We start from the raw sequence: 19,657 nt of genomic DNA on the forward strand, positions 1-19,657 counted from the left end.
TGATTAAAAGTATGAACTATTCATTACTAGACTATGCTCAGCAACTGGGGGCGAGTTTTGCCGACTTAAGGAGGATAAGGACTAAGGAATTATCCCTCCTTGTAACTGAAGATAGAGAGATAGTTTCCACAAATGGGGTAGACGACGGTTATTCGTTAAGAGTTTTATACAAAGGAAATTGGGGGTACTATTCCTCGTCTGAGGAAATCACAAAAGAGAACGTAAAGGGTGCGATAGAAAGTGCAATAGGCAATGAAACAGTAAATATAGTATATTTACATCCTAAACACGATAAGGTCGAAATCAAACCCAGGTTGCAAGTTAACAAAAGCATTGAAGAGAAGATGAATGACTTAAAGAAACTAAGAGAACAAATACTAAGGCTTGACAACAGGATTAAGAGTGTGTCTATAAGGTATTACGAGGGAGAGGTTCACAGGGAGTATTTAAGTACGGACGATAGGGATATTACGGTAGATTATACACTTTCTGGTCTCTCTATAGTGGTTACAGGTAGGGAGGGAGATAACGTTGTCTCGTCTGCTTATTCTAAATATACTTATAATGGTTATCCTTTGGAAGTATTGGGAGAAGAACACATATTGGAGACAATAAGAAGAAGGATTCAGAATCAGTTCATTGGTGAGAGCGTTAAAGCAGATAATTATGAAGTGATCTTAGCTCCAGAAGTAGTAGGAGTATTTGCTCATGAGGCTGTAGGTCACTTAGCTGAAGCCGATTTAGCCATAAATGGTATTCTTCATCCCTTAAGGGGCAAACCAATAGCCCCGGATTTTGTGAATATTGTCGATTCCCCCCTACAATATTACAATTCGGCGATTGGTGTTGTACCTTATGACGATGAAGGCGTAGAAGGAAGGGACGTATACATAGTGAAAAACGGAGTGGTAAACGAATATTTAACAGACAGATTTTATTCGGCCTATCTAGGTCAAAAACCCACGGGCAATGCTAGGGCTGAGGACTTTAGAAATTCCGTTATAGTTAGGATGAGGAATACTTTTTTAGCCCCTGGGGAGCACTCATACGAAGAAATGGTAAGGGAGATAAAATACGGAATCTTACTCGTTTCTCCTCGAGGTGGTCAAACAAGCCCTGACGGCACTTTCCAGTTCGGAATTCAGGAAGGTTATATAATACAAAATGGTGAGGTAACAAAACCCATAAAGATGGCTGGAATTTCCGGTTATACATTAGAAACACTTAGGAACATAACAGCAGTCTCGAAGCAATTAGATTTTTCCTCAGGTTTCTGTGGAAAGGAAGGTCAATCAGTGCCCGTAGGAACAGGGGGTGCTTACGTAAAGGTTAAGAGCATGAAGGTGGGTGGTCTTGTTGGTTGACGAGTACTCTATAGTTCAGAGGGCTAAAAGCCTGGGATATCAGGCTGAAGTTTTCTCAGTAAAAGCGAAAAGTTTGCAAATTAAAAGAGGGGAACAGTTCTATTCTTTCAACCTCACCGATTACGGTTACGGCGTAAGGGTCTGCAAAGACGGCAAAACGGGCTTTGCATACTCTACTGCTCTTGATGATAAGGTGTTAGACCTAGCTATAGAAAGTGCAAAAGTGTCTAAAGAGGACAAGTTTAACGTTCTACCATCTCCCGAAAAAGTCGAAAAGATCAGACTGAACTACTTCGAACTTGACGAGGCTAAAGAAAAAGCCAAAGAGTACGCTGAGGCTTTAGGCGAAGTGAGGAGCTTTGCAAACGTTATCGGGGAGTATTATGACTTCACCGTGTCACAGATAAAAGTCGTTAATACTGAAGGAATAGACGTTACTGAGGAGAGAAGCCTCGGCAGTGTGTCTCTCGTTTTTAACTTTAAGAGGGACGCTTTCATAACGCCGGAGTTTTATGAGGGAGTCACGGTAAGGGACTTGTCAAAATTAAACGTAGAGAAAATAAAAGATGAAGTAGCTAAAAAGAACGAAATATATAATAGAAGAGTGGTTCTCGACAGGAAATTTAAGGAGGCTATATTCACACCCAAGGCTGTCGCATCGTTTTTGTCTCCTCTTTTGTCTTATGCGGTATCTCTCGAAAATGCCTATAGGGGTAAAAGCACGTTGAAGGAGGGCGAGCTACTTGGCGATAAGCTTGATATTTACGATAATCCACTAATTGAATGGGCTCCTTATAGTAGGTCATTTGACGGTGAAGGTCTACCTTCTAAAAAGGTTTGTATTATAGACAAAGGAAAAGTTACCACATTCCTGTCAAATACTTATTGGTCAAGGAAGGCTGGTAAAGAAAACACACACTCTTCCTCGAGGTCCTATTCCTCACCACCGGTAATCTCGTCTTCTATCCTTGATATTAATGTTGCTGCTAATGCAGAGGATGACGTAATAGTCGTGGATCAAGTACAAGGAGTTCATACTAGTAATTTCGACACTGGAGAGTTTTCGGTAGTAGGTTCAGTAGCGTGGTATGATGGTGTTGCCGTAAGGGAAGTTGTAATAACTGGGACATTAAAAGAAATGTTGAAAGGGATAATTGGAGGTATTGGAGTGAAGGATTTAAAAGGGAATGTCTATACACGTTCACTAAAAATATCTGGTATTAATATAGCGTGAGTTTTTTAAATGAATTCTAAGAAATAGAAAGTGATCAAGTATGTTTAAAAAGATTCTCGTAGCGTATGATGGTTCAGACCACGCGATTAGAGCATTAGATGTAGCCATCGACCTGGCAAGTAAATACAATGCAAAATTAGACGTGGTTGAGGTCGTAGACACAGCAGCATTGTTGGGAATGGGATTAGCTCCGATCCCTGGAGAAGTAATTCAACAAGTGTATAACAAGGCTAAAACTGATGTGGAGAACGCTAAGTCCAAAGCCCAGCAACACGGTGTAAAAGAGGTCGATGCTGTAGTATTAGAAGGAGATCCAGCAACAGCGATCCTTGAATATGCAGCTAAGAACGGAAGTGATCTAATAGTTACGGGTAGTAGAGGATTGTCGACTTTCAAGAGGATAATATTGGGTAGTGTTTCAACAAAAATAGTTGAAGATGCTAAAGTACCGGTACTTGTAGTAAAGTAATGGAAAGACTGATTTAATTTTTCTACAAGTCTTTTTACTTGTCATAATTCTTCTACTCTTAATACTTCCTCTACTTCGAAGATACCACATTCAGTTACCAGTCTTCCCATAAAGTCAACGAATAGAGCTTTGCATTGTTTTTCCCAACCTTTTCCCAGCAGTTTAACAGTCCTATTCTTAATTGACAAGTATTTGTTGATCCCTTCGATGACCTTATCGTCTTCAAGGAACAGATGGTAGTCGATTCTGTCTATCACGTCCTTTAGTAGTTCATCGTTATTTATCAACTTACCAGTTTCTAGTTTTATAGACGTGGCCTTAACTCCTTGAGGAAAGGAATCCACGTTAGTATCTATCCCCGCCCCTATGAAGACTGTAGCTTCACTTCCTTCAACTATTCCTTCAACTAATATTCCCCCTACCTTACCGTTACGGGTTACTATGTCGTTAGGCCATCTTATATAGGCATCTACGTACTTTCCTACAACCTCTCTAATAGCTAAAGACACTGTGAGAGTTGTAAATGGTATCTTCTCTGGGTTAAAACCCTTTATTACATAAGTGAACCATAGTCCCCCTTTTGGAGAATACCATTCTCTTTTGTACCTACCTCTTGCCTTAGTCTGTTCCTCAGCGACTACTACAAATTTGTCTGCATTGATCATGGTATAAATTGCTTCACTTAGGTCTTGTGTTGAAGTCACGCTGGGGAACTTAAAGACTAACATATTTATACACGTCCTCTATTTTTTTCACAATTGAAAAAGCTGAGGCTTTCCTAGCTCTGTTCATAATAGCAAAACCTATTCCTTTTTCGGGAAAACCAACCATTACTCCTATGTCTACATTCAGCTTATCTAATTCCCTAAGCGAGTCAAACAAATTCCTAGCTACCTCGTACAAGTTTCCATCACTACCTAGTACTAGAGTTGGATAATCCTTATATTTTCCAGCTAACTCCTTACTCAGAAGTAACCCTACCTTGTATTTCTGGCTAACCAGTTTAATTACTTGGTCAAGGATCTCTCTGTTCTCTACAACTATTAACTTGGTTGAAGGTGCGTAATGTTTGTATTTCATGCCGGGGGCTAGAGCTATTTCTGCTTCTCTCTTACCCTCAGCAAATTCTGGAACTATTAAATCTGGGAAGAACTTTTTCAGTTCTTCAACTGTGAAGGGACCCGGTCTCAGGAGCACTGGTGGATTAACCGTGACGTTAATAATAGTTGACTCCACACCGAAGAAAGTATGACCACCATCTATTATTACGTCAACCCTCCCATTCATATCAGCTATGACGTCCTCAGCCTTTGTGGGACTCGGTTTTGTGGCTAAATTCGCACTTGGAGCCGCAATAGGGACTCCGCTCTCTCTAATTAACTGTAGTGCTATGGGATGAGCTGGCATTCTAACCGCTACGGTATCTAAGTTAGCTGTTACCTCTTTAGGTACTTTCTCAGTCTTCTTCAGTATAAATGTTAAGGGTCCTGGCCAAACAGTTTGTGCTAGCTCTAGTACTTTATCCGGGATCTCTAAGGCTACTTCGTATAGTTGTTCAATATCTGATATGTGGACTATTAGGGGATTATCTACTGGTCTATTCTTAGCTTGAAAGATCTTAAGGCAAGCATTGCCGTCGAATGTGTTCGCTCCTAAACCGTAGACTGTCTCTGTAGGGAATGCTACGGTACCTCCTTTCTTTATGACTTCAGCTGCTTGTCTAATTTTGTCGATCTCAGGATTTAAGGGATCAATTTTAAGGATCAAAGTCATACATTTTAAACTGACATTGTGAATAAAAAAGTGGTGATGAGGAACCAACGAGAAGCGATTGATGGCTGGGGCGCTCTATGCTGATTGTCCTGAACGGTGATTGATGAGGTGATCTCGGATTGATGAAGAAGGGCTTAAAAAGCCCTACAATGTTTAAATTTCAAAGAAATTTTCATATAACAAAAATATTGCCATATATATATTTATGAAGGAAGTATTAACTAAAGGTTTTTAAGAGATGGCGAGAAATATGGTTTGATGTCAGACCAATTATTACTTACTGGAAATGTTCAGGAAGCTGCAAAGAAGGCTATTCAATGGTTAATAAACAGAAGGCCTATCAAAGAATTAAGAGATTGGGGATTAGCTTTCTCCTTATGGCCACCACACTTTACTACCAGTTGTTGTGGAACCGAATTCGGTGCATTTGCGGCTGGAAGATTTGACTCAGAGAGATTTGGAGTTTTACCTTTCTCATCAGCGAGGCAGACAAACTTGTTAGTTATAGAGGGGACATTGACTAGAAAAATGGCTAGGGCTGCTAAGATCGTTTATGACCAGATGCCCGAACCTAAGTTTGTAATTGCTATGGGAGCATGTTCGTTAGAAGGTGGAATATTCTGGAACTCTTATAATACGGTATTACCTTCAGAAATTGGAATTCCGGTAGATATTTACACTCCAGGTTGTCCAACAAGGCCAGAAGCCCTAGCTAGAGCTATAATTCAATTGCAAAAGAGGATTATGGGAGATAAGAGTAAAAATGGTGAAGATAAAATAAAACCTATGGAAAGCTACGAGACTAAGAAAGAGAAGAGTACTAAAAAAGAAGAGAAAGCCGTTATAAGTTGAATAGGCTAAACGCATAGTCAACGTCAGTTAGTTTTGCCTTAACTAGATGTTTGTGATCTACCTTAAACTTAGCTGGAATGTGATCAATTTCGATTCCGTGAAAAGTTCTTAGATACCCTTTTATTTGATCAATTAAGTCATTCTTATTTTTGGCTAAAACAGGAACGTCGTGCAAGATTAGAGCTTTTTCGGGGCTCCCTTTTTTCAGACCTATAAAAATTAAAGCCGTAGTCATAAACTCATTATATTTTTTAGCTTTCATAGTGAGGATTGTTTGGTCAACGTCATATAGAGACGTTAATCCTCCGTCACCTTCCTTAACTTCTAGATCGTATTTATAACCGGTGATGATCTTATTCCTCATCTTTTCTGAGAGTATTATTAGTTCTCTTAACTTTACTTTCTCTCCATTATATGACGTGAAAACGGGCACTTCGTCAGCTAAATTTGGCAGAAATTTTGAAGTAACGGTAACGTATCTTGCTTCTGGTGATAATATTGAGGAAATTTCAATGTTTTGAAGTTTCATAAGATTACATCGGATTCCTACCTTTTCACTTTTTCATTTATACAGACTTTAATTGATTTAAAAATTAAATGAACAATATTTCACATTATTAATTACTGTACATTTTCTCCTTAATTAATATCTTGTATTTGACGTTTATTCATACGTAGTGAACATTTATCTAATTAATAATTATCGATTACGTTGATTTTATGAATACTATTTAGAACAATTATTTATGATTATAAAACACCAAAAATCTCAATATGAACAGTAAAGTTGAAGAAGTGGTAGACCTAACATCAAAGTTAATTAAAATACCAACACTTAATCCGCCTGGAAATAGCCTAAAAGAAGGCGCAGAGTTTATTAAGGACTATCTTAGTCAGAAAGGGTTTTCCGCTTCAATTTTAGAATTCGATAAAGGATGGCCAGTAGTAATTTCTCAAAGCAATCCGAGGGATAAAAATCACGTCATGTTGAACGGACATTACGACGTAGTGCCGGTGGGAGATGAAAAAAGGTGGAAGAATAATCCTTTTTCTGGCTTAATATTAGAAAATTTAGTCTATGGTAGAGGGGCAACTGACATGAAAGGTGGTTTAGCCGTACTTATGAAGGTTTTCTCTGACTTGGCCGATAAACTGGAATACGATTTGGTTTTCACTGCCGTTCCTGACGAAGAGACAGGTGGGTTTCACGGGTCTATGAAATTGGCTGAGATGTTTAAACCGGACTTAGTACTGATCAGTGAACCCTCGGGTTCAAATTCGATTTGCCTTGGTGAAAAAGGACTTCTTCAAGTTAAATTAGTCGGTGTAGGTAAATCTGCTCACGGAAGTTTACCCTCACTAGGTGAAAATGCTATTATGAAGCTTATTCGTTCATTAACGTCTCTACAGAAGATATCCGATTACAATATAGGCAGTCCTAAAGAAGTTGTGGAACTGTTAAGAGCTAAGGCTGATAAGAATACTGAGAAAGATTACCTCTCCATATCATTCAACCCTGGTGTCATTAAGGGTGGTGTTAAGGTGAATGTTGTTCCAGATTACGCTGAGGCTGAAGTGGACATGAGGATTCCTCCGGGTATTACTGTAAATGATGCCATAGCTCTTGTAGAGAAACTAGCGGAAGGAGTTAAGGTTGAACCTTTTAATATCTCTGAGCCAAATTATACTTCACCAGATAATACTTATGTCAAGCTTTTGGAAAACGTGATTATAAGGAAGTTAAATGTCAACCCTATTAAATACATCATGACTGGGGCTACTGACGGGAGGTTTTTCAGATATAAAGGAATTCCCACCATAATTTATGGTCCTGGGGAACTTAACTTAGCCCACTCTTATGATGAATATGTAACATTTCAGGAGCTAGAAAAAACCTACGAAGTAATAAGTTCATTCCTTCTTGATATCTCAAATTACCAGCGAAGCTAGTAGCCCTATTAAATGCGTTACGATTGCAGCACCTATACCTAACCCCATCATTTCTAAGCCTTTTTTCTTGGGATTTACGTCGCTGAGTAACCCTATCATAAATCCTACAAAGAATATCGATATCCCGGATATAACATAAGAGGTAATCAGTCCTAACATCCCGCCAAGTCTCAGAAAATAGGGTATTAAAGGTATTATTGCTCCTACGATATAAGAGAGTCCGGTTACTGCTGAACTTTTCAGAGGACTTTCCTCAATCTTTGGTGCAATTATATCTTCAGCCACATCTACCAGTTGTGGAGAGATGTTTTGTGCTATTTTATCCTTAATTCCGAGTTCTGACAAGATCTGGGATAATTTTTTCGAGACTTCTCCTCTGTCTACTAATTTCTGTATCTTTACTTTTTCCCTCTTATGCTCATTGATTTCTTTCTCGGATTTAGTAGATAGATAAGCTCCTATGCTCATAGAGAATGTACCAGAAATTCCTACAATGAGCCCAGATAATGCAACAATTAACGGGTTACTTACTGCTCCTGCTATCCCTGATGTAGCTGCCAATACCTCAATTAGACCATCACTAATCCCATAAACGAAGTCGCTCACATCCTTGGCTTTTATTGTAGTTAACATTTCCTCGTGAACGGCTTCGTCGATGCTTATTTCTCTCATTTTTTCTCTCTCATTCTCGTCTAGTTCCTCACTTTTCGCCAATTCGTTGTATTTCTCTATGTCGTTTTCCTCGTTACTTTCCAATAGTCTGAGTGTGAGTTCCAATCCTAGAACTTTTCTTATAATTCCGTAAAGTTTTATCATTAACTTATCCTTAATTCCTAGTTTTCCAATCCTAATTCCTCTTTTTTCACTGATCTCCTTCCAGATTGAGGCATGCTTTTTCTCCATTTCTGCCATTCTGAAGAGAAAAGCTTTAACTATTGGATCGGATTCTTTTTTGCCGAGCTCTAAGTAAACTTCTGAGTCAAATAATTCCTCTTTATACTGCTTGTTAAAGTCCATTAAGTAAATTAGAATCATTCTAAATTAAAAGCTTTTCTAATTTGTGTTTAGCGATTAAGATACTCACATTCAGTTAGTTTTATCTTAATTAGTCTAATAAAAATGACAAAAATTAGACAATAATTTTTGGAATAAAATTAATAAATCTTATACGTTATACCTTTTATAAATGAAAAGGCTGATATTGTCTTTATTTTCCTAGCAATAGCAATTTTAGTAATTCCTACAAATGCAGAAGTTCTTCTCATTGCACAACCTTTATATCTAGCAGTCTATCCCCTTTATACTGTTATTAACGTTGTAAACACCACGTATGTCGGTGCTACAAGCTATTTCAATAACAACGTAACAGATATAATAGATTTTGTGGCTCATAATTCTTCTATAAAAATCATAATAAGTAATGCAACCACTGGAGTTCAGATAGCGTGTTTACAAGCTATTATACCTAGTCAACTTTATAAATATGTCTATTACAGTCCTCAGTTAGGTTTGGCAATATTTCTCGTAAATGTTAGTGACGCTAACAAGTTTTATCAGATACCCTTAGGAGATCTGCACTTGGGAATTCTGCAGGTAGAGACTATTAACGGTACGTATACTAACAATATCTATGTTATACCTCTAGGACAATTATACACATTACAAGGAGGTACTCTTGTCTATGTTAACACTACTTCAATATTTCAACATTATCTTAACGGGACTCAAGCGATATATCAAGATGTTAAAGAAGATTTAGAAGGAGCATATGTGCTTATTTTCGTAAGCTAATTTCTTTTTTAAATATTATTATTTCCTCATTTTTATGAAAGATTTATTACCTTAGTACAATTCTAACGTCGGTAGCAAAGGCCCCTCTTTCGTTTACGAATAATGGGTTTATGTCCATTTCTTTAATGTCGAGGTCTACTATCATTCTCGAGACAGTAATTACAGTCCTTATTAGTGATCCCTCATCATAACCTCTTTTTCTTGCATGAAGCATGTCATGAATCTTACTCTCTTGTAACAATTCTTGTGCCTCGTCTTCATACACTGGGGATAGTGCGTAGGACACGTTTTTCAGGACGTCGACGTAGATTCCTCCACTTCCTACGAGCACAACATGCCCAAAAACTGGATCCTTCAGTCCTCCCACGAATATTTCTAAACCTGAAAGTTGCTCCTGAATTAGCACTCTTTTTGTCTGTTTGCTCAACTGTTTATATACTTCTTTAACTTGATCCTTCTCAACGTTTACAACTACTCCCTTCAACTCCGTTTTATGAATCGGCTGGTCAGGAGAGATCTTCATAACAACTGGGTAACCTATGTTGTCTGCAATTCTCTGAGCTTCATCCTCGCTCTCTGCTATACCCCACTTAGGTGTTCTAATACCGTAAATTTCCATCAATTTTAAAGCTTCATAATCACGTAAAGTGGTTTTTCCTTTAGTGAGTTCAACAGCAGCCTCAATGGGCTGTGCTATTCTTATTTTCTTTCTAGGCTCGGGTTTTTTAACGAGATACCTTATTGCCTTAACAGCATCTTCTGGGAAAGTATAAGCTGGTATCCCAGCGCTCTCGAGTATTTTAAGTGCATAGTCCTCATCGAGACCCATGGTTATTCCGATAATTCCCTTTCCCTTGAAAGATGTAATAACCCTGGCTACGTCGGAACAACTTACCATTGGTAAGGCTTGGACTATTACTAGTTTAGTGCAGTCTAAGTTAGAGACAATTTTTAGTGCAGATAAGTATCTGTCTCTGTTAGCATCTCCGGTTAAATCTAAAGGATTCTTAGGCATGGAGGTAGGAGGTAAGGCTTTCCTTAATTCCTCCTGCATCCATGATGGTATTTCGACTAACTTCAATCCGTTCTTTTCAATTTCGTCAGACGTTAATACGCCATGTCCTCCTGAATTAGTGATCACTAATATTTGATCTCTTATAGGTTCGGAGTACATTAGTAGCTTGGCTAGGTTTAATAGGTCATGGAGGTTTTCAACTAAAATTCCTCCACCAATCCTCACGGCGGCTTTGAAAACCTCAAATGATCCAGCCAAAGAGCCGGTATGGGTTTTAGCAGCTGCTGCACCGTTAGATGTAGTTCCTCCTTTCAGGAATACTACTGGTTTTCTCTTAGTTACTTCAGGGAGGGTCTCTAAGAAAGCGTTTCCGTCTGATACTCCTTCTAAATACACGAATATTGCTTTAGTTTCGGCGTCATGTGATAAGTATTCCAACACCTCATACTCCTTTATATCTGCCTGGTTTCCTAAACTCACCATATAACTTATGCCTATTCTGTTTTTCTGAGCCCAATTTAACATGTAAACACCTAGCCCACCGCTCTGAACCACTAGTGCGATATTCCCTCTCTTGACATCAGAGTAGGCGAAAGTGGCGTTTAACTCTGGAGTAATAATTCCAAAGGTATTAGGCCCTAATACCCTAATACTACCTTTTCTGGCTATACTGATAACCTCGTTCTCCAGTTTTTCCTCTCCAACCTCCTTAAACCCTGCAGTTATCACTATAGCAGCCTTGACTTGTTTTTCTACTGCTTCTTCCATTACAGTCGGTACTGCTTCTCGGGGGACTGTAATTACTACTAGATCTATCGGGTCTGGGATCTCTTTTACGCTTTTAAAAGCCTTTACTCCTTCAACGTCCTCAGCCTTTGTGTTTACTGGATATAATTTGCCGTGATATATTGCGAGTAAGTTTCTGAAAACAACGTTTCCTACCTTTTCTTTGTGCCTCGAAGCTCCTATAACAGCTATACTCTTGGGTTTAAACAGAGCATCTAATGTCATAACTTTCTCTTTTTGAGATTATGTATAAAAATTTTTACTTCGGCCTCTAGGTGATAAATCATTAATCTAACTCTTCTACTTTTAAAAATCTAGTAGTTTCTCCTTTATCTCCGTACACTCCTCCGACTATAACTATAAATCCCTTCTGACCCATTTGAATCGCTTCTTCCTTAGCTCTCTTCACAATGTCGTCTAAACTTTTCAGTTCCTCCACTTTTTTGGGATACACACCGTAACATATTTTCAGGATTTTAGTTAAGTCCTCAGACGGTGTTAAGGTTATTATAGGCACAACAGGTCTTAATCGTGATATTCTTATTGCTGAGGATCCAGTCCTAGTATACGTTATGATAACTGAGGCGGAAGAAAGTACGCTGGCTATTACTGCAGAATATGCAACAGCCTCATCAACGTTCCTGTATAGCTTAGTCTTTTTAGGTTTGAAAGTTTTTTCGACGGATATTATCAGATCGTTTATAGTCTTAACCGCTTCTAGAGGGTATTTACCCATAGCGGTCTCGTCACTTAGCATTATCGCATCAACTCCTTGTGAAACTGAATTAGCTACGTCAATAGTCTCTGCTCTTGTAGGTAAAGGCGAGTTAACCATTGACTCGAGAACTTGTGTGGCGAGAATTACGGGCTTACCGTACTTTCTTGACACGTTAATTATTTTCCTTTGTGTTTGAGGAAGATTAGGTAGACCTACTTCTACACCTAAATCGCCTCTGGCGACCATTATTGCGTCAGCTTCATTCACGATATTTTTCAAGTTCTTGAGAGCAGCTTTCTTCTCAATTTTAGCTACGACCCACGCTTTTCCTTTTACTATTTCCTTAACTTTTCTGATATCGTCCTCACTTACCACGAAAGATAAGCCTATGTAATTTGCACCTAAATCTAATGCCTCTTTTAAAAGCTTAAGATCCCTTGGAGTGATCCCTAAAGGAATATCGGCGTCAGGAATATTGATCCCTTTTCTCGAAGTTAATAACCCTCCTTCTTTTACTATGCCTTTAGCTGAGTTTTCATTGACTTCAGTTATCTCTACCCTTATTACACCATCAGCTATGAGTACTTCTGTCCCTACTTTTATCAGCTTAAAGAAAATGGGGTCTTCTATCGGAATTCCTTTATCTCCGAATGTCACTACATCGCCGTTTTTTAATGTGATAGGTCCTTTCTCTAATACACCAATTCTCAGCTTGGGTCCCGGCAGGTCTACTAGGATAGGAGCCCTATTATTCACCAAGTCAAAATATTTTTTATGTTGATCCTCGTCCCCATGGGCAAAGTTTATCCTTATAACGTCTACGTATTTCAGTAACTCGTCGATGAGTTTTTCACTAGCAGGACCTAAAGTCGCAATTATCTTTGTTTTTCTTTTATACATACCTAAGAGATCCCTTACTTTCTCCTTGGACATTACCGAATTTGTAATTTATTTTAGCTATAACTAACATCCCGGCGTTTCTTACTGTATAATATACATTTAAGAACTCGTTAGGGGTTAGGGAGTCCATAAAGACTAGTCTTAAGACTTGAATTACCTCAGGCGTTTCAGTCCCCGGAGGTAAAAAGGCAAAGTCAACACCCATCTTAAGGAGGTCTTCCGTTAGTTCCTGAAAGAACTTCTTCTTATCTTCCTTTTTCATTTCATTGATAGCGGCTTTGTGATTAGGGTGAATTAGTATACCCATTGAGATGAGATAAAACTTCGATGAGTCGTTCGGTCTGATAATATCTATTGAGGGAAACCCTTGGGGAGGTGCAGTTACTATGTGATAAGCTTCTTTAGCTTGAGGTGGAATAGTTATAGAAAGGCCTAGCTCTTTTATTAAAGCTTCTAATTCTTTGTCGTTCATCACATGTATTTGGAAACCTAAATTATAGCACTTTCGCTTAATCTTTTAATCCTTTTTAGTTAATAACACGTGTGGAAGTAAATAACAAGATCGTACTTGGACTTCTAGTACAATTTTCAGCTGCCGTCATCTTAGTATCCTTTCACCAAGAATTAAGTCTATATTACTTTCTTGCTATTTTTCTGTCCGGAATCTCGATAAACACACTTTTCGGGGAGCCAAAGTTCAACCTTTTAACAATAGGTTTAGCACTCCCTTTCATCTCAATTTATTCCTATCCAGAGTTTACCTTAGTAATAATAGGTTTATCAGCAATATCTTCATATTATTATAGAGATTTCGCTCAAGTTCTCCTAGTCCTAGCCTTCAACTTGTTCGTCCTCAATTTCTCTGACATAGTACTTTTTCTCTCCTTCGTTACACTGGTTATAGCCTTTAAGCTTAGTAAGCTGGACATGAGAGCTATAATCGCCTCAGGGCTTATCATGATAGTGATTGCTGCCTATAAGTCTGCTCTGACCGTAACCCTAGGTGACGTAGCTTACTTTGATTTGTTGTTTGGTACTATAGGAATAATAGTAGAGGGGGCTAGGTCAAAGATTCCGAGTAAATTAGTGGTTCCGTTGACCCTACTAGTAATTCCCCTCATTTCATGGCTGTTACCCTTACCTGAAACGTATTACTGGTGGTCTCCGAAGTCCTTCTTTTTCAATTATGGGATCATAAACGTCTGGCTCCCGGGTCTACAATATTTTCCTCTAATTGAGATGTTCCCGATATATTACATAGCTCACTTTCTTGTGTATAAAACAAGTGATTACGTGGCCTCTCACTTGTTCATTTCCCTAATTTATTACGTCTCGTCCCTTTCTTCCTATCTGTTTTTTTCCAGTTTCAACAAGCCCAGAAGGGTACTACTTATTTCCTCGATTCTATATGCAATGTTAACTCCTATTACTTCCATACCTTTGTCCGTGACATACTCACTCTTGCCTTTTGCACTTTATCTAGCAAGGATATTGAGTTTACGTAATTATGTAATCTTTTTCACTATTTCATTGATCTCTTCAAGTATAGCTTACCCCTTTAACTTCGCTTTTGCGAGTGTAACTAATGAGAAAGTCAGAAAGGAATATATAGCGGTAGCCTTTACAGCGTCTCTGTTCTGGATTATTCCATATTTCTTGCTAGGTTACCCGTCTTCATCATTGTCGTTTTACACTATTTTCAAGCCCATAGCAATATATTACGCACTATTCATCGTGGGTTTGGGTGTGGCGTTTGTAACGAGAAACAAAGTAGCTGGTATTAGCGTGTTACTCAGTTTAGCATATATCTTGTTTGGTTTACCTTACTTCTATCTCATTTACCCCTTTGTGATTTTAACCTTATTTGCAGCTCTCCTTTCCACAGAACTTAATAGTTTAATGCCAGTATTCTTTATTTCAATTTTCTTAATATCGGCTTATGCAAACGCTACTCAACCCTTTTTAAACATTCCCTCTTCAGCGAAATCTGTCGTTAAGCAGTTAGAAGGTTTACCCTTCGGTCTAGTCTACTGGAATTCATCTTATAAATTACTGTCTCCTCTGCCAGTCACGAATATCACGGCTTATGCAAGTTACATAGTAGAAAATGACATCGTCACGAACAATACCAACTTTGTAGGTTATCCGTTAGTGGTGGTTCTGTCTCAAAAAGCTTACAGCCAATACATTAGTCTCAACGTGAGTCCACTATTAAATTCTCACGTTGTCAGATATAACGGGTCTTTTGAATGGATAGTAGAGCAAGGAGGTAAGGAGAGTGAAGTGGCTCTAACTTTAAACCTCCCTCAACGCCTAGTGGGTAATCTGCTAATTGTCATTAATATAACGAATTTAGAATACTTCTACATATCAGTTCTAACTAATAATGGATATAAGATTTATCATAACACTACAATTATTCCCCTTAATACTACAGTATATGCTATAGACCTCATTTGTTATAATCCACAGCCTCATCAAGTCTATAACGTGAGTATCTTCTACGTTAACTCCTCAAATGAAAAGCTAAACTTACTCTTAATTCCTCCTAAACCAAGTACGCCCGTATTTATCCAAAAAGATAACTTTACTGACGGAAACTTAATGATCCAGATAACCTCTGAAGTTAGCTTCAACATAACATTTAACCCAGATCCACAACTTAACTTTACCATTAACGGAGCTAGTGCTAATATTACACAGACTTACGAGCTAAAGCCCGGAAAGTATATTATTGTAGGCTCATTCGCTTACAAGGACTATTTTATTTACGGGGAATACGCGACTATAGCCGGTTTTATTATAGGTTTTGTTTACGTCGTGATTGTATCACACGAGAATCTCAGGAATAAGCTCTATCGCGTACTCAAAATAGAGAAAATAAAAAGATATGTAGAGAGCAGAAAAAACAAATGAGACCTCCCATTTGACCGAGTAAATAGCCCTATAAACAATAATCAACGGTAAAGCCGATAGGATGAGCCCTATATCACCAAGTAATGTTACGAAAAGCGAACATATCATTATACTGAGCAGAGCAGAGAAAAAGCCCCTAACTATTTGAAAGTTGTGAGTAAATATTTTCGATAGAAATTCTAAAAATACTAGTGAAATAAGGAGAAGTATTGCGAAGTGTACTGACAGTATCACAATACGCGGTACGTGAAACTCACTCACTTTAACAATAATCATTAAACGACGTTTTAAATGTTTTCTAGCTAGAGTATAAACTTTTGTTAAATATTTTGAATAAAAGATTAATTAAATTTATCTTATTCATTTTTGGTATGGACTCTAACTGGAGGAGTGCGCCGGTTGAGATTAGAGAAGGCATAAGGTATCTTTCAGCTCATTTCTACCCGGAAGGGATGATGAGTAGATGGAGCGAGTTAAAGAAACTATCATTTAATGCTGCCAAGATGATAAAACTCTACTCATTACAGCAGGTAATAGAAGAGTTGGAACACTTCGACTTTTTCAAGGAGTACTTCAAGGAAGAACCACTTAAGGATGTTAAGCTTCCTCCATCGTATGTAGAGTTGTTTGACGGTTTAATTCAAGATTTTAAGACCGCTAATTGGAAGGACAACGTAGCAACTAGGTTTCACATGATCACTGAAGGAGTTTTAGCTACTGTAGGTCTGAAGATCCTTAACGAGACCTCCAAGAATTACGGTCTTAATAAATTCAATGAAGGTATAAGAACTATCATAGAAGATGAGGCAAGGCACGTAAACTTCGGGTTTTCGCTCATAGAGAATAAAGAGTATGCTATAAAGCGTATTGAGGAACTCTTTCCGTTAGCAGTGAGAATAGTAAAGGAAGGTAAAGAGAAGATAGAGCCAATGGGCTGAATCCTTTTTCATAACAATAGAAATCTTTTTTATGTTTATTTATCAACTAATTTCTTGAAGAGGATGATGAGGACTAAGGAGTTTTATCAACCCGATGGGGGCAATGCCCCAAGGGTTAGAGAGATAAGTGGAGATGTGAGCCCCGTGCCGTTGGGCTCGAATGAGTCCCATGACCCTTGTGGACTATGTGTCCACAAGGTTGAGGGCTAAGTCCCTACACTTGATCGTGAACATAAAATGAGTGAATGAAAGTGTAGGAACAAACGGTACAATATTGATGAACTGATAGCTCTGATGGAGGATCTGAAGAGGGCTAGGATCGAGCACATTTCTTCCCTAAGTAAATAGAATTGTTTGGAAAAATTGAATTTGCTCTATAGTTTTTCGAGAATAATGTAATGAAACCGAATTTTTCCATGAGTTTTTTCAGCTCCCACGGGTAATAAAGCTTATAGTACCTCTCAACTATTTTACCATTTATCGAGCTCCTGATAACGACGTGTCTCCTAAAGAAGAACTTAGGCTGTATTAACCAAACAGTAACTAAGATGTCACCCCCTTCTTTAAGTACCCTTACTGCCTCTGTTACTGCTTTATTGGGATCGCTCAAGTGGTGTAAAGAGGCTATATAAAGTAGCGCATCTACTGACCCATCTCTAAAAGGCACGAATTCCATGTCAGCTAAAACGAGGTTCTCGCACCCTCTCTTCTTTGCCTCCATTAGTTGTCTTTCTGAAAAGTCTAAACAAACTTTGAAATCTGCATTTGTCGCAAGACAGTTTTGTCCAGAGCCGCATCCTACGTCCACGACTGTTTTTTTCTTTCCTAATAGTTTCAAGTACTCTAAAGGCTTTCTTCTGTGTACAATGTATTCGTAGGCCTCCCTTGTCTTTTCTTTCTCGTTCACATAAGATTTTTCAGCTCGGTTGAATAATTAAATATCTTGTGAAGATTATAGTGAATCTAATAAGGGAAAATAAGAGGCTCGAAGTAGAGCTTCCTGAAAAAGCTACCGTTAGGGATTTACTCAAGAAAATTGGGTACAGAGTTCAAGGGAGTGTAGTCGTTAGGGGTGACGATCCTTTGATAGAAGACGAAAGGCTGAACGACGGAGACGAGGTCAAGGTATTCTTGGCTGCTTCAGGTGGTTAAAGTGGAGCAAAACATTAACATAAGGGAGGTTTTAAGGGAAAAGAAGGTCTGGTTGGACAAACTAAAAAGCCCTAACAAGGACGAGAGGGAAAAAGCTTGGGAAATGATAAGGCTTATCATTGATACAGGTAACGGTAACGAACTCAAAGGGTATTTAGGTTATTTGCGCTCACTGTTGTGGAACTCGTTGCAAGGAGTAAGAGAAGACGCATGGAATAACTTGGATGTATATAAAAAGCTTCTTGTGAAAGGGGTAGAGAGGGGTCTGACAGCTAATTCGGACAGAATAAAGTGGAGTGCTTGGTCAAAAGTTCTCGATATGATCTCCTTGGGTTTAGTTACCAAAGACCAAGTGATTCAAGTACGTTATTCCTATTGGAGGTTATTGAGGAGTAGGTGGATGACAATAAGGAAAAAAGCCTGGAGACTGTTCGTTAGGTTGGTGGAGGAAGGCATATTCCAGAGTAAGGACAAGGAGAGATTCATAGACTTTTTAAGGCATAGGAAAGCGGGTGTGAGAATTTATGCGTGGGATGCTGTACCGCGTTTACTTGAACTAGGTTTTATCACAAAAGAAGATATAGTATCTCAGATTCAATACTTAAAAGATCTTACTTCTCAAGAAAGTAATATAAAGAAGAGAGCAGAAAAGATCTTAAAGGGTCTTGAGAGTTGGAAGTAGCCGTAATAGGAGGAGGGATCGTAGGTTTATTCACAGCTTATTACTTATTGAAGGAAGGAGCAAACGTAACAATTTATGAAAAAGCTTTTCTTGGAAATGGTTCTGTTCACGCTGCAGGTCTAATTGAGCCTTACAGGTTCGACAAAATCAATAGTGTAGCTATGATAAGAAAGATGTTAAAATACAAGAAACTTGGAGTGACCGATATAAAGTCTGTAAATACATCTTGGTTATTTGCGCTTCTTGCTGAATTAGAGAGACCGGCTCCTTCGGAAGCATGGGAAATAATGAGGTCTATGGCTTCGTTTTCCTTAAGGGAATATAAGAACCTTGCAGAAGAGAAGAACGACTTCGACTATGAAGAAAGCGGACTTCTAGAGTTATATTACGATAAGAACGCATTGGAAAAAGCTATAGAAGAGGAGAAACAAAGTCCCTTCAAACCTAAATTCGAGGTGATAGACGTCAAGAATTTCGCTGGCGGGGTCTACTTCCCTGAACTATCCAAGGTCGATACGTTTAAGTTCATTGACAGAATAACGAGAGAGATAGCTAAGGCTAAAGTTATAATTAAAGAGGTAGGAAGGGTGACTTCTAACGGTGTAATAGACGGTGGAGAAAAATACGACAGAGTGGTCCTAGCTTCAGGCATTTCCTTAAGAAAGTTCGGTCTACCTGTTATGGCATTTAAGGGTTACGGTTATAGAGTTAAAGGTAATATAAATATAGGTGTAAATTACCCGTTTGTCTTAGCAGAATACGGAGTTGCAGTTGCTAAAAACACAGATAATATAAAAATAACTGGAGGGTTTGACGCTGACTTCTCTGATGATTCTAGTAGGGCTGAGTTCTTCCTTAGCATGGCTTCGAAAGTCGTTGACATAAATTATGTTTATGACTTGACCATGGGTTACAGACCTTGTTCTCCTGATGGATTTCCTATAATAGGACAATATGACAGCTTAGTGTTCAGTACTGGAGCGTGTAGGTTAGGATGGAGTTTCGCCCCAGCTATGGGAAAGATGACTTCTGACATGGTCTTAGGGAGAGTGAGTTCTTACGGTTATCTCTCACGGTATATTAGTGGAAGAAATTTAAGAGTGGACTCAAGATAATA

The 19,657-nt window shown here is 38.5% G+C and carries 19 protein-coding genes; 11 read left to right on the top strand and 8 right to left on the bottom strand.

Annotation, left to right across the window (positions count from 1 at the left end; all coding sequences use genetic code 11):
- Positions 1–11: 11 nt before the first annotated feature.
- The 3 genes from tldD to D1868_RS05555 are packed head-to-tail and all read left to right on the top strand — an operon-like array spanning position 12 to position 3,067.
- Complete coding sequence (tldD, locus tag D1868_RS05545) at positions 12–1,364, top strand: zinc metalloprotease TldD (RefSeq protein WP_156006347.1); 1,353 nt, start codon at positions 12–14, stop codon at positions 1,362–1,364.
- The gene (locus tag D1868_RS05550; RefSeq protein ID WP_231112479.1) at positions 1,348–2,598 is read left to right on the top strand and encodes a TldD/PmbA family protein; all 1,251 of its coding nucleotides are present in this window, start codon (positions 1,348–1,350) and stop codon (positions 2,596–2,598) included. The genes tldD and D1868_RS05550 overlap by 17 nt, the downstream gene beginning before the upstream one ends.
- 40 nt (positions 2,599–2,638) lie before the next feature.
- Positions 2,639–3,067: a universal stress protein gene (locus tag D1868_RS05555; protein WP_156006351.1), complete on the top strand. Its 429-nt coding sequence runs from the start codon at positions 2,639–2,641 to the stop codon at positions 3,065–3,067.
- Positions 3,068–3,108: 41 nt separating this feature from the next.
- On the opposite strand, the gene D1868_RS05560 is transcribed toward D1868_RS05555, so the two are convergent.
- Together D1868_RS05560 and D1868_RS05565 are read right to left on the bottom strand one after the other, a co-directional pair.
- The gene (locus D1868_RS05560) at positions 3,109–3,795 is read right to left on the bottom strand and encodes a biotin--[acetyl-CoA-carboxylase] ligase (RefSeq protein ID WP_156006353.1); all 687 of its coding nucleotides are present in this window, start codon (positions 3,793–3,795) and stop codon (positions 3,109–3,111) included.
- Positions 3,782–4,840: an L-threonylcarbamoyladenylate synthase gene (locus D1868_RS05565; protein WP_156006355.1), complete on the bottom strand. Its 1,059-nt coding sequence runs from the start codon at positions 4,838–4,840 to the stop codon at positions 3,782–3,784. The genes D1868_RS05560 and D1868_RS05565 overlap by 14 nt, the downstream gene beginning before the upstream one ends.
- A gap of 258 nt (positions 4,841–5,098) precedes the next feature.
- Between D1868_RS05565 and D1868_RS05570 the strand changes: the two genes are divergently transcribed.
- Positions 5,099–5,692, top strand: coding sequence for an NADH-quinone oxidoreductase subunit B (locus D1868_RS05570; RefSeq protein WP_156006357.1), 594 nt, complete (start codon positions 5,099–5,101; stop codon positions 5,690–5,692).
- On the opposite strand, the gene D1868_RS05575 is transcribed toward D1868_RS05570, so the two are convergent.
- Complete coding sequence (locus D1868_RS05575) at positions 5,682–6,221, bottom strand: hypothetical protein (protein ID WP_156006359.1); 540 nt, start codon at positions 6,219–6,221, stop codon at positions 5,682–5,684. The two genes, D1868_RS05570 and D1868_RS05575, sit on opposite strands and share 11 nt — an antisense overlap.
- A 245-nt stretch (positions 6,222–6,466) precedes the next feature.
- Here D1868_RS05575 and D1868_RS05580 point away from each other — a divergent pair, with 245 nt between their 5' ends.
- Complete coding sequence (locus D1868_RS05580) at positions 6,467–7,642, top strand: M20 family metallopeptidase (RefSeq protein ID WP_156006361.1); 1,176 nt, start codon at positions 6,467–6,469, stop codon at positions 7,640–7,642.
- Here D1868_RS05580 and D1868_RS05585 read toward each other — a convergent pair.
- Positions 7,622–8,659 (bottom strand): VIT1/CCC1 transporter family protein, encoded by a 1,038-nt coding sequence (locus tag D1868_RS05585; RefSeq protein ID WP_156006363.1) that lies wholly within the window; start codon positions 8,657–8,659, stop codon positions 7,622–7,624. The two genes, D1868_RS05580 and D1868_RS05585, sit on opposite strands and share 21 nt — an antisense overlap.
- Positions 8,660–9,025: 366 nt before the next feature.
- Between D1868_RS05585 and D1868_RS05590 the strand changes: the two genes are divergently transcribed.
- The gene (locus D1868_RS05590) at positions 9,026–9,433 is read left to right on the top strand and encodes a hypothetical protein (protein WP_156006365.1); all 408 of its coding nucleotides are present in this window, start codon (positions 9,026–9,028) and stop codon (positions 9,431–9,433) included.
- 46 nt (positions 9,434–9,479) lie between these two features.
- Here D1868_RS05590 and D1868_RS05595 read toward each other — a convergent pair whose 3' ends face one another.
- From D1868_RS05595 to D1868_RS05605, 3 genes are all read right to left on the bottom strand, one after another.
- Positions 9,480–11,459, bottom strand: coding sequence for an acetate--CoA ligase family protein (locus D1868_RS05595; protein WP_156006367.1), 1,980 nt, complete (start codon positions 11,457–11,459; stop codon positions 9,480–9,482).
- 61 nt (positions 11,460–11,520) lie between these two features.
- The gene (gene pyk, locus D1868_RS05600) at positions 11,521–12,885 is read right to left on the bottom strand and encodes a pyruvate kinase (protein WP_231112480.1); all 1,365 of its coding nucleotides are present in this window, start codon (positions 12,883–12,885) and stop codon (positions 11,521–11,523) included.
- On the bottom strand, positions 12,845–13,324 hold the full coding sequence (locus tag D1868_RS05605) for a DUF2299 domain-containing protein (protein WP_156006369.1): 480 nt from the start codon (positions 13,322–13,324) through the stop codon (positions 12,845–12,847). The genes pyk and D1868_RS05605 overlap by 41 nt, the downstream gene beginning before the upstream one ends.
- Before the next feature lie 71 nt (positions 13,325–13,395).
- Between D1868_RS05605 and D1868_RS05610 the strand changes: the two genes are divergently transcribed.
- Positions 13,396–15,768: a hypothetical protein gene (locus D1868_RS05610; protein ID WP_156006371.1), complete on the top strand. Its 2,373-nt coding sequence runs from the start codon at positions 13,396–13,398 to the stop codon at positions 15,766–15,768.
- Positions 15,769–16,139: 371 nt separating this feature from the next.
- Positions 16,140–16,706, top strand: coding sequence for a ferritin family protein (locus D1868_RS05615; RefSeq protein ID WP_231112481.1), 567 nt, complete (start codon positions 16,140–16,142; stop codon positions 16,704–16,706).
- A 313-nt stretch (positions 16,707–17,019) separates the two neighbouring features.
- On the opposite strand, the gene D1868_RS05620 is transcribed toward D1868_RS05615, so the two are convergent.
- Complete coding sequence (locus D1868_RS05620) at positions 17,020–17,613, bottom strand: class I SAM-dependent methyltransferase (protein ID WP_156006373.1); 594 nt, start codon at positions 17,611–17,613, stop codon at positions 17,020–17,022.
- A 38-nt stretch (positions 17,614–17,651) separates the two neighbouring features.
- On the opposite strand from D1868_RS05620, the gene D1868_RS05625 reads away from it, so the two are divergent.
- The 3 genes from D1868_RS05625 to D1868_RS05635 are packed head-to-tail and all read left to right on the top strand — an operon-like array spanning position 17,652 to position 19,655.
- The gene (locus D1868_RS05625) at positions 17,652–17,858 is read left to right on the top strand and encodes a MoaD/ThiS family protein (RefSeq protein ID WP_156006375.1); all 207 of its coding nucleotides are present in this window, start codon (positions 17,652–17,654) and stop codon (positions 17,856–17,858) included.
- A gap of 1 nt (position 17,859) precedes the next feature.
- Positions 17,860–18,540 (top strand): hypothetical protein, encoded by a 681-nt coding sequence (locus tag D1868_RS05630; RefSeq protein WP_156006377.1) that lies wholly within the window; start codon positions 17,860–17,862, stop codon positions 18,538–18,540.
- Positions 18,531–19,655, top strand: coding sequence for an FAD-dependent oxidoreductase (locus D1868_RS05635; protein WP_156006379.1), 1,125 nt, complete (start codon positions 18,531–18,533; stop codon positions 19,653–19,655). The genes D1868_RS05630 and D1868_RS05635 overlap by 10 nt, the downstream gene beginning before the upstream one ends.
- Positions 19,656–19,657 lie beyond the last annotated feature (2 nt).

Source organism: Stygiolobus azoricus (genome assembly GCF_009729035.1).
GTDB lineage: Archaea > Thermoproteota > Thermoprotei_A > Sulfolobales > Sulfolobaceae > Stygiolobus > Stygiolobus azoricus.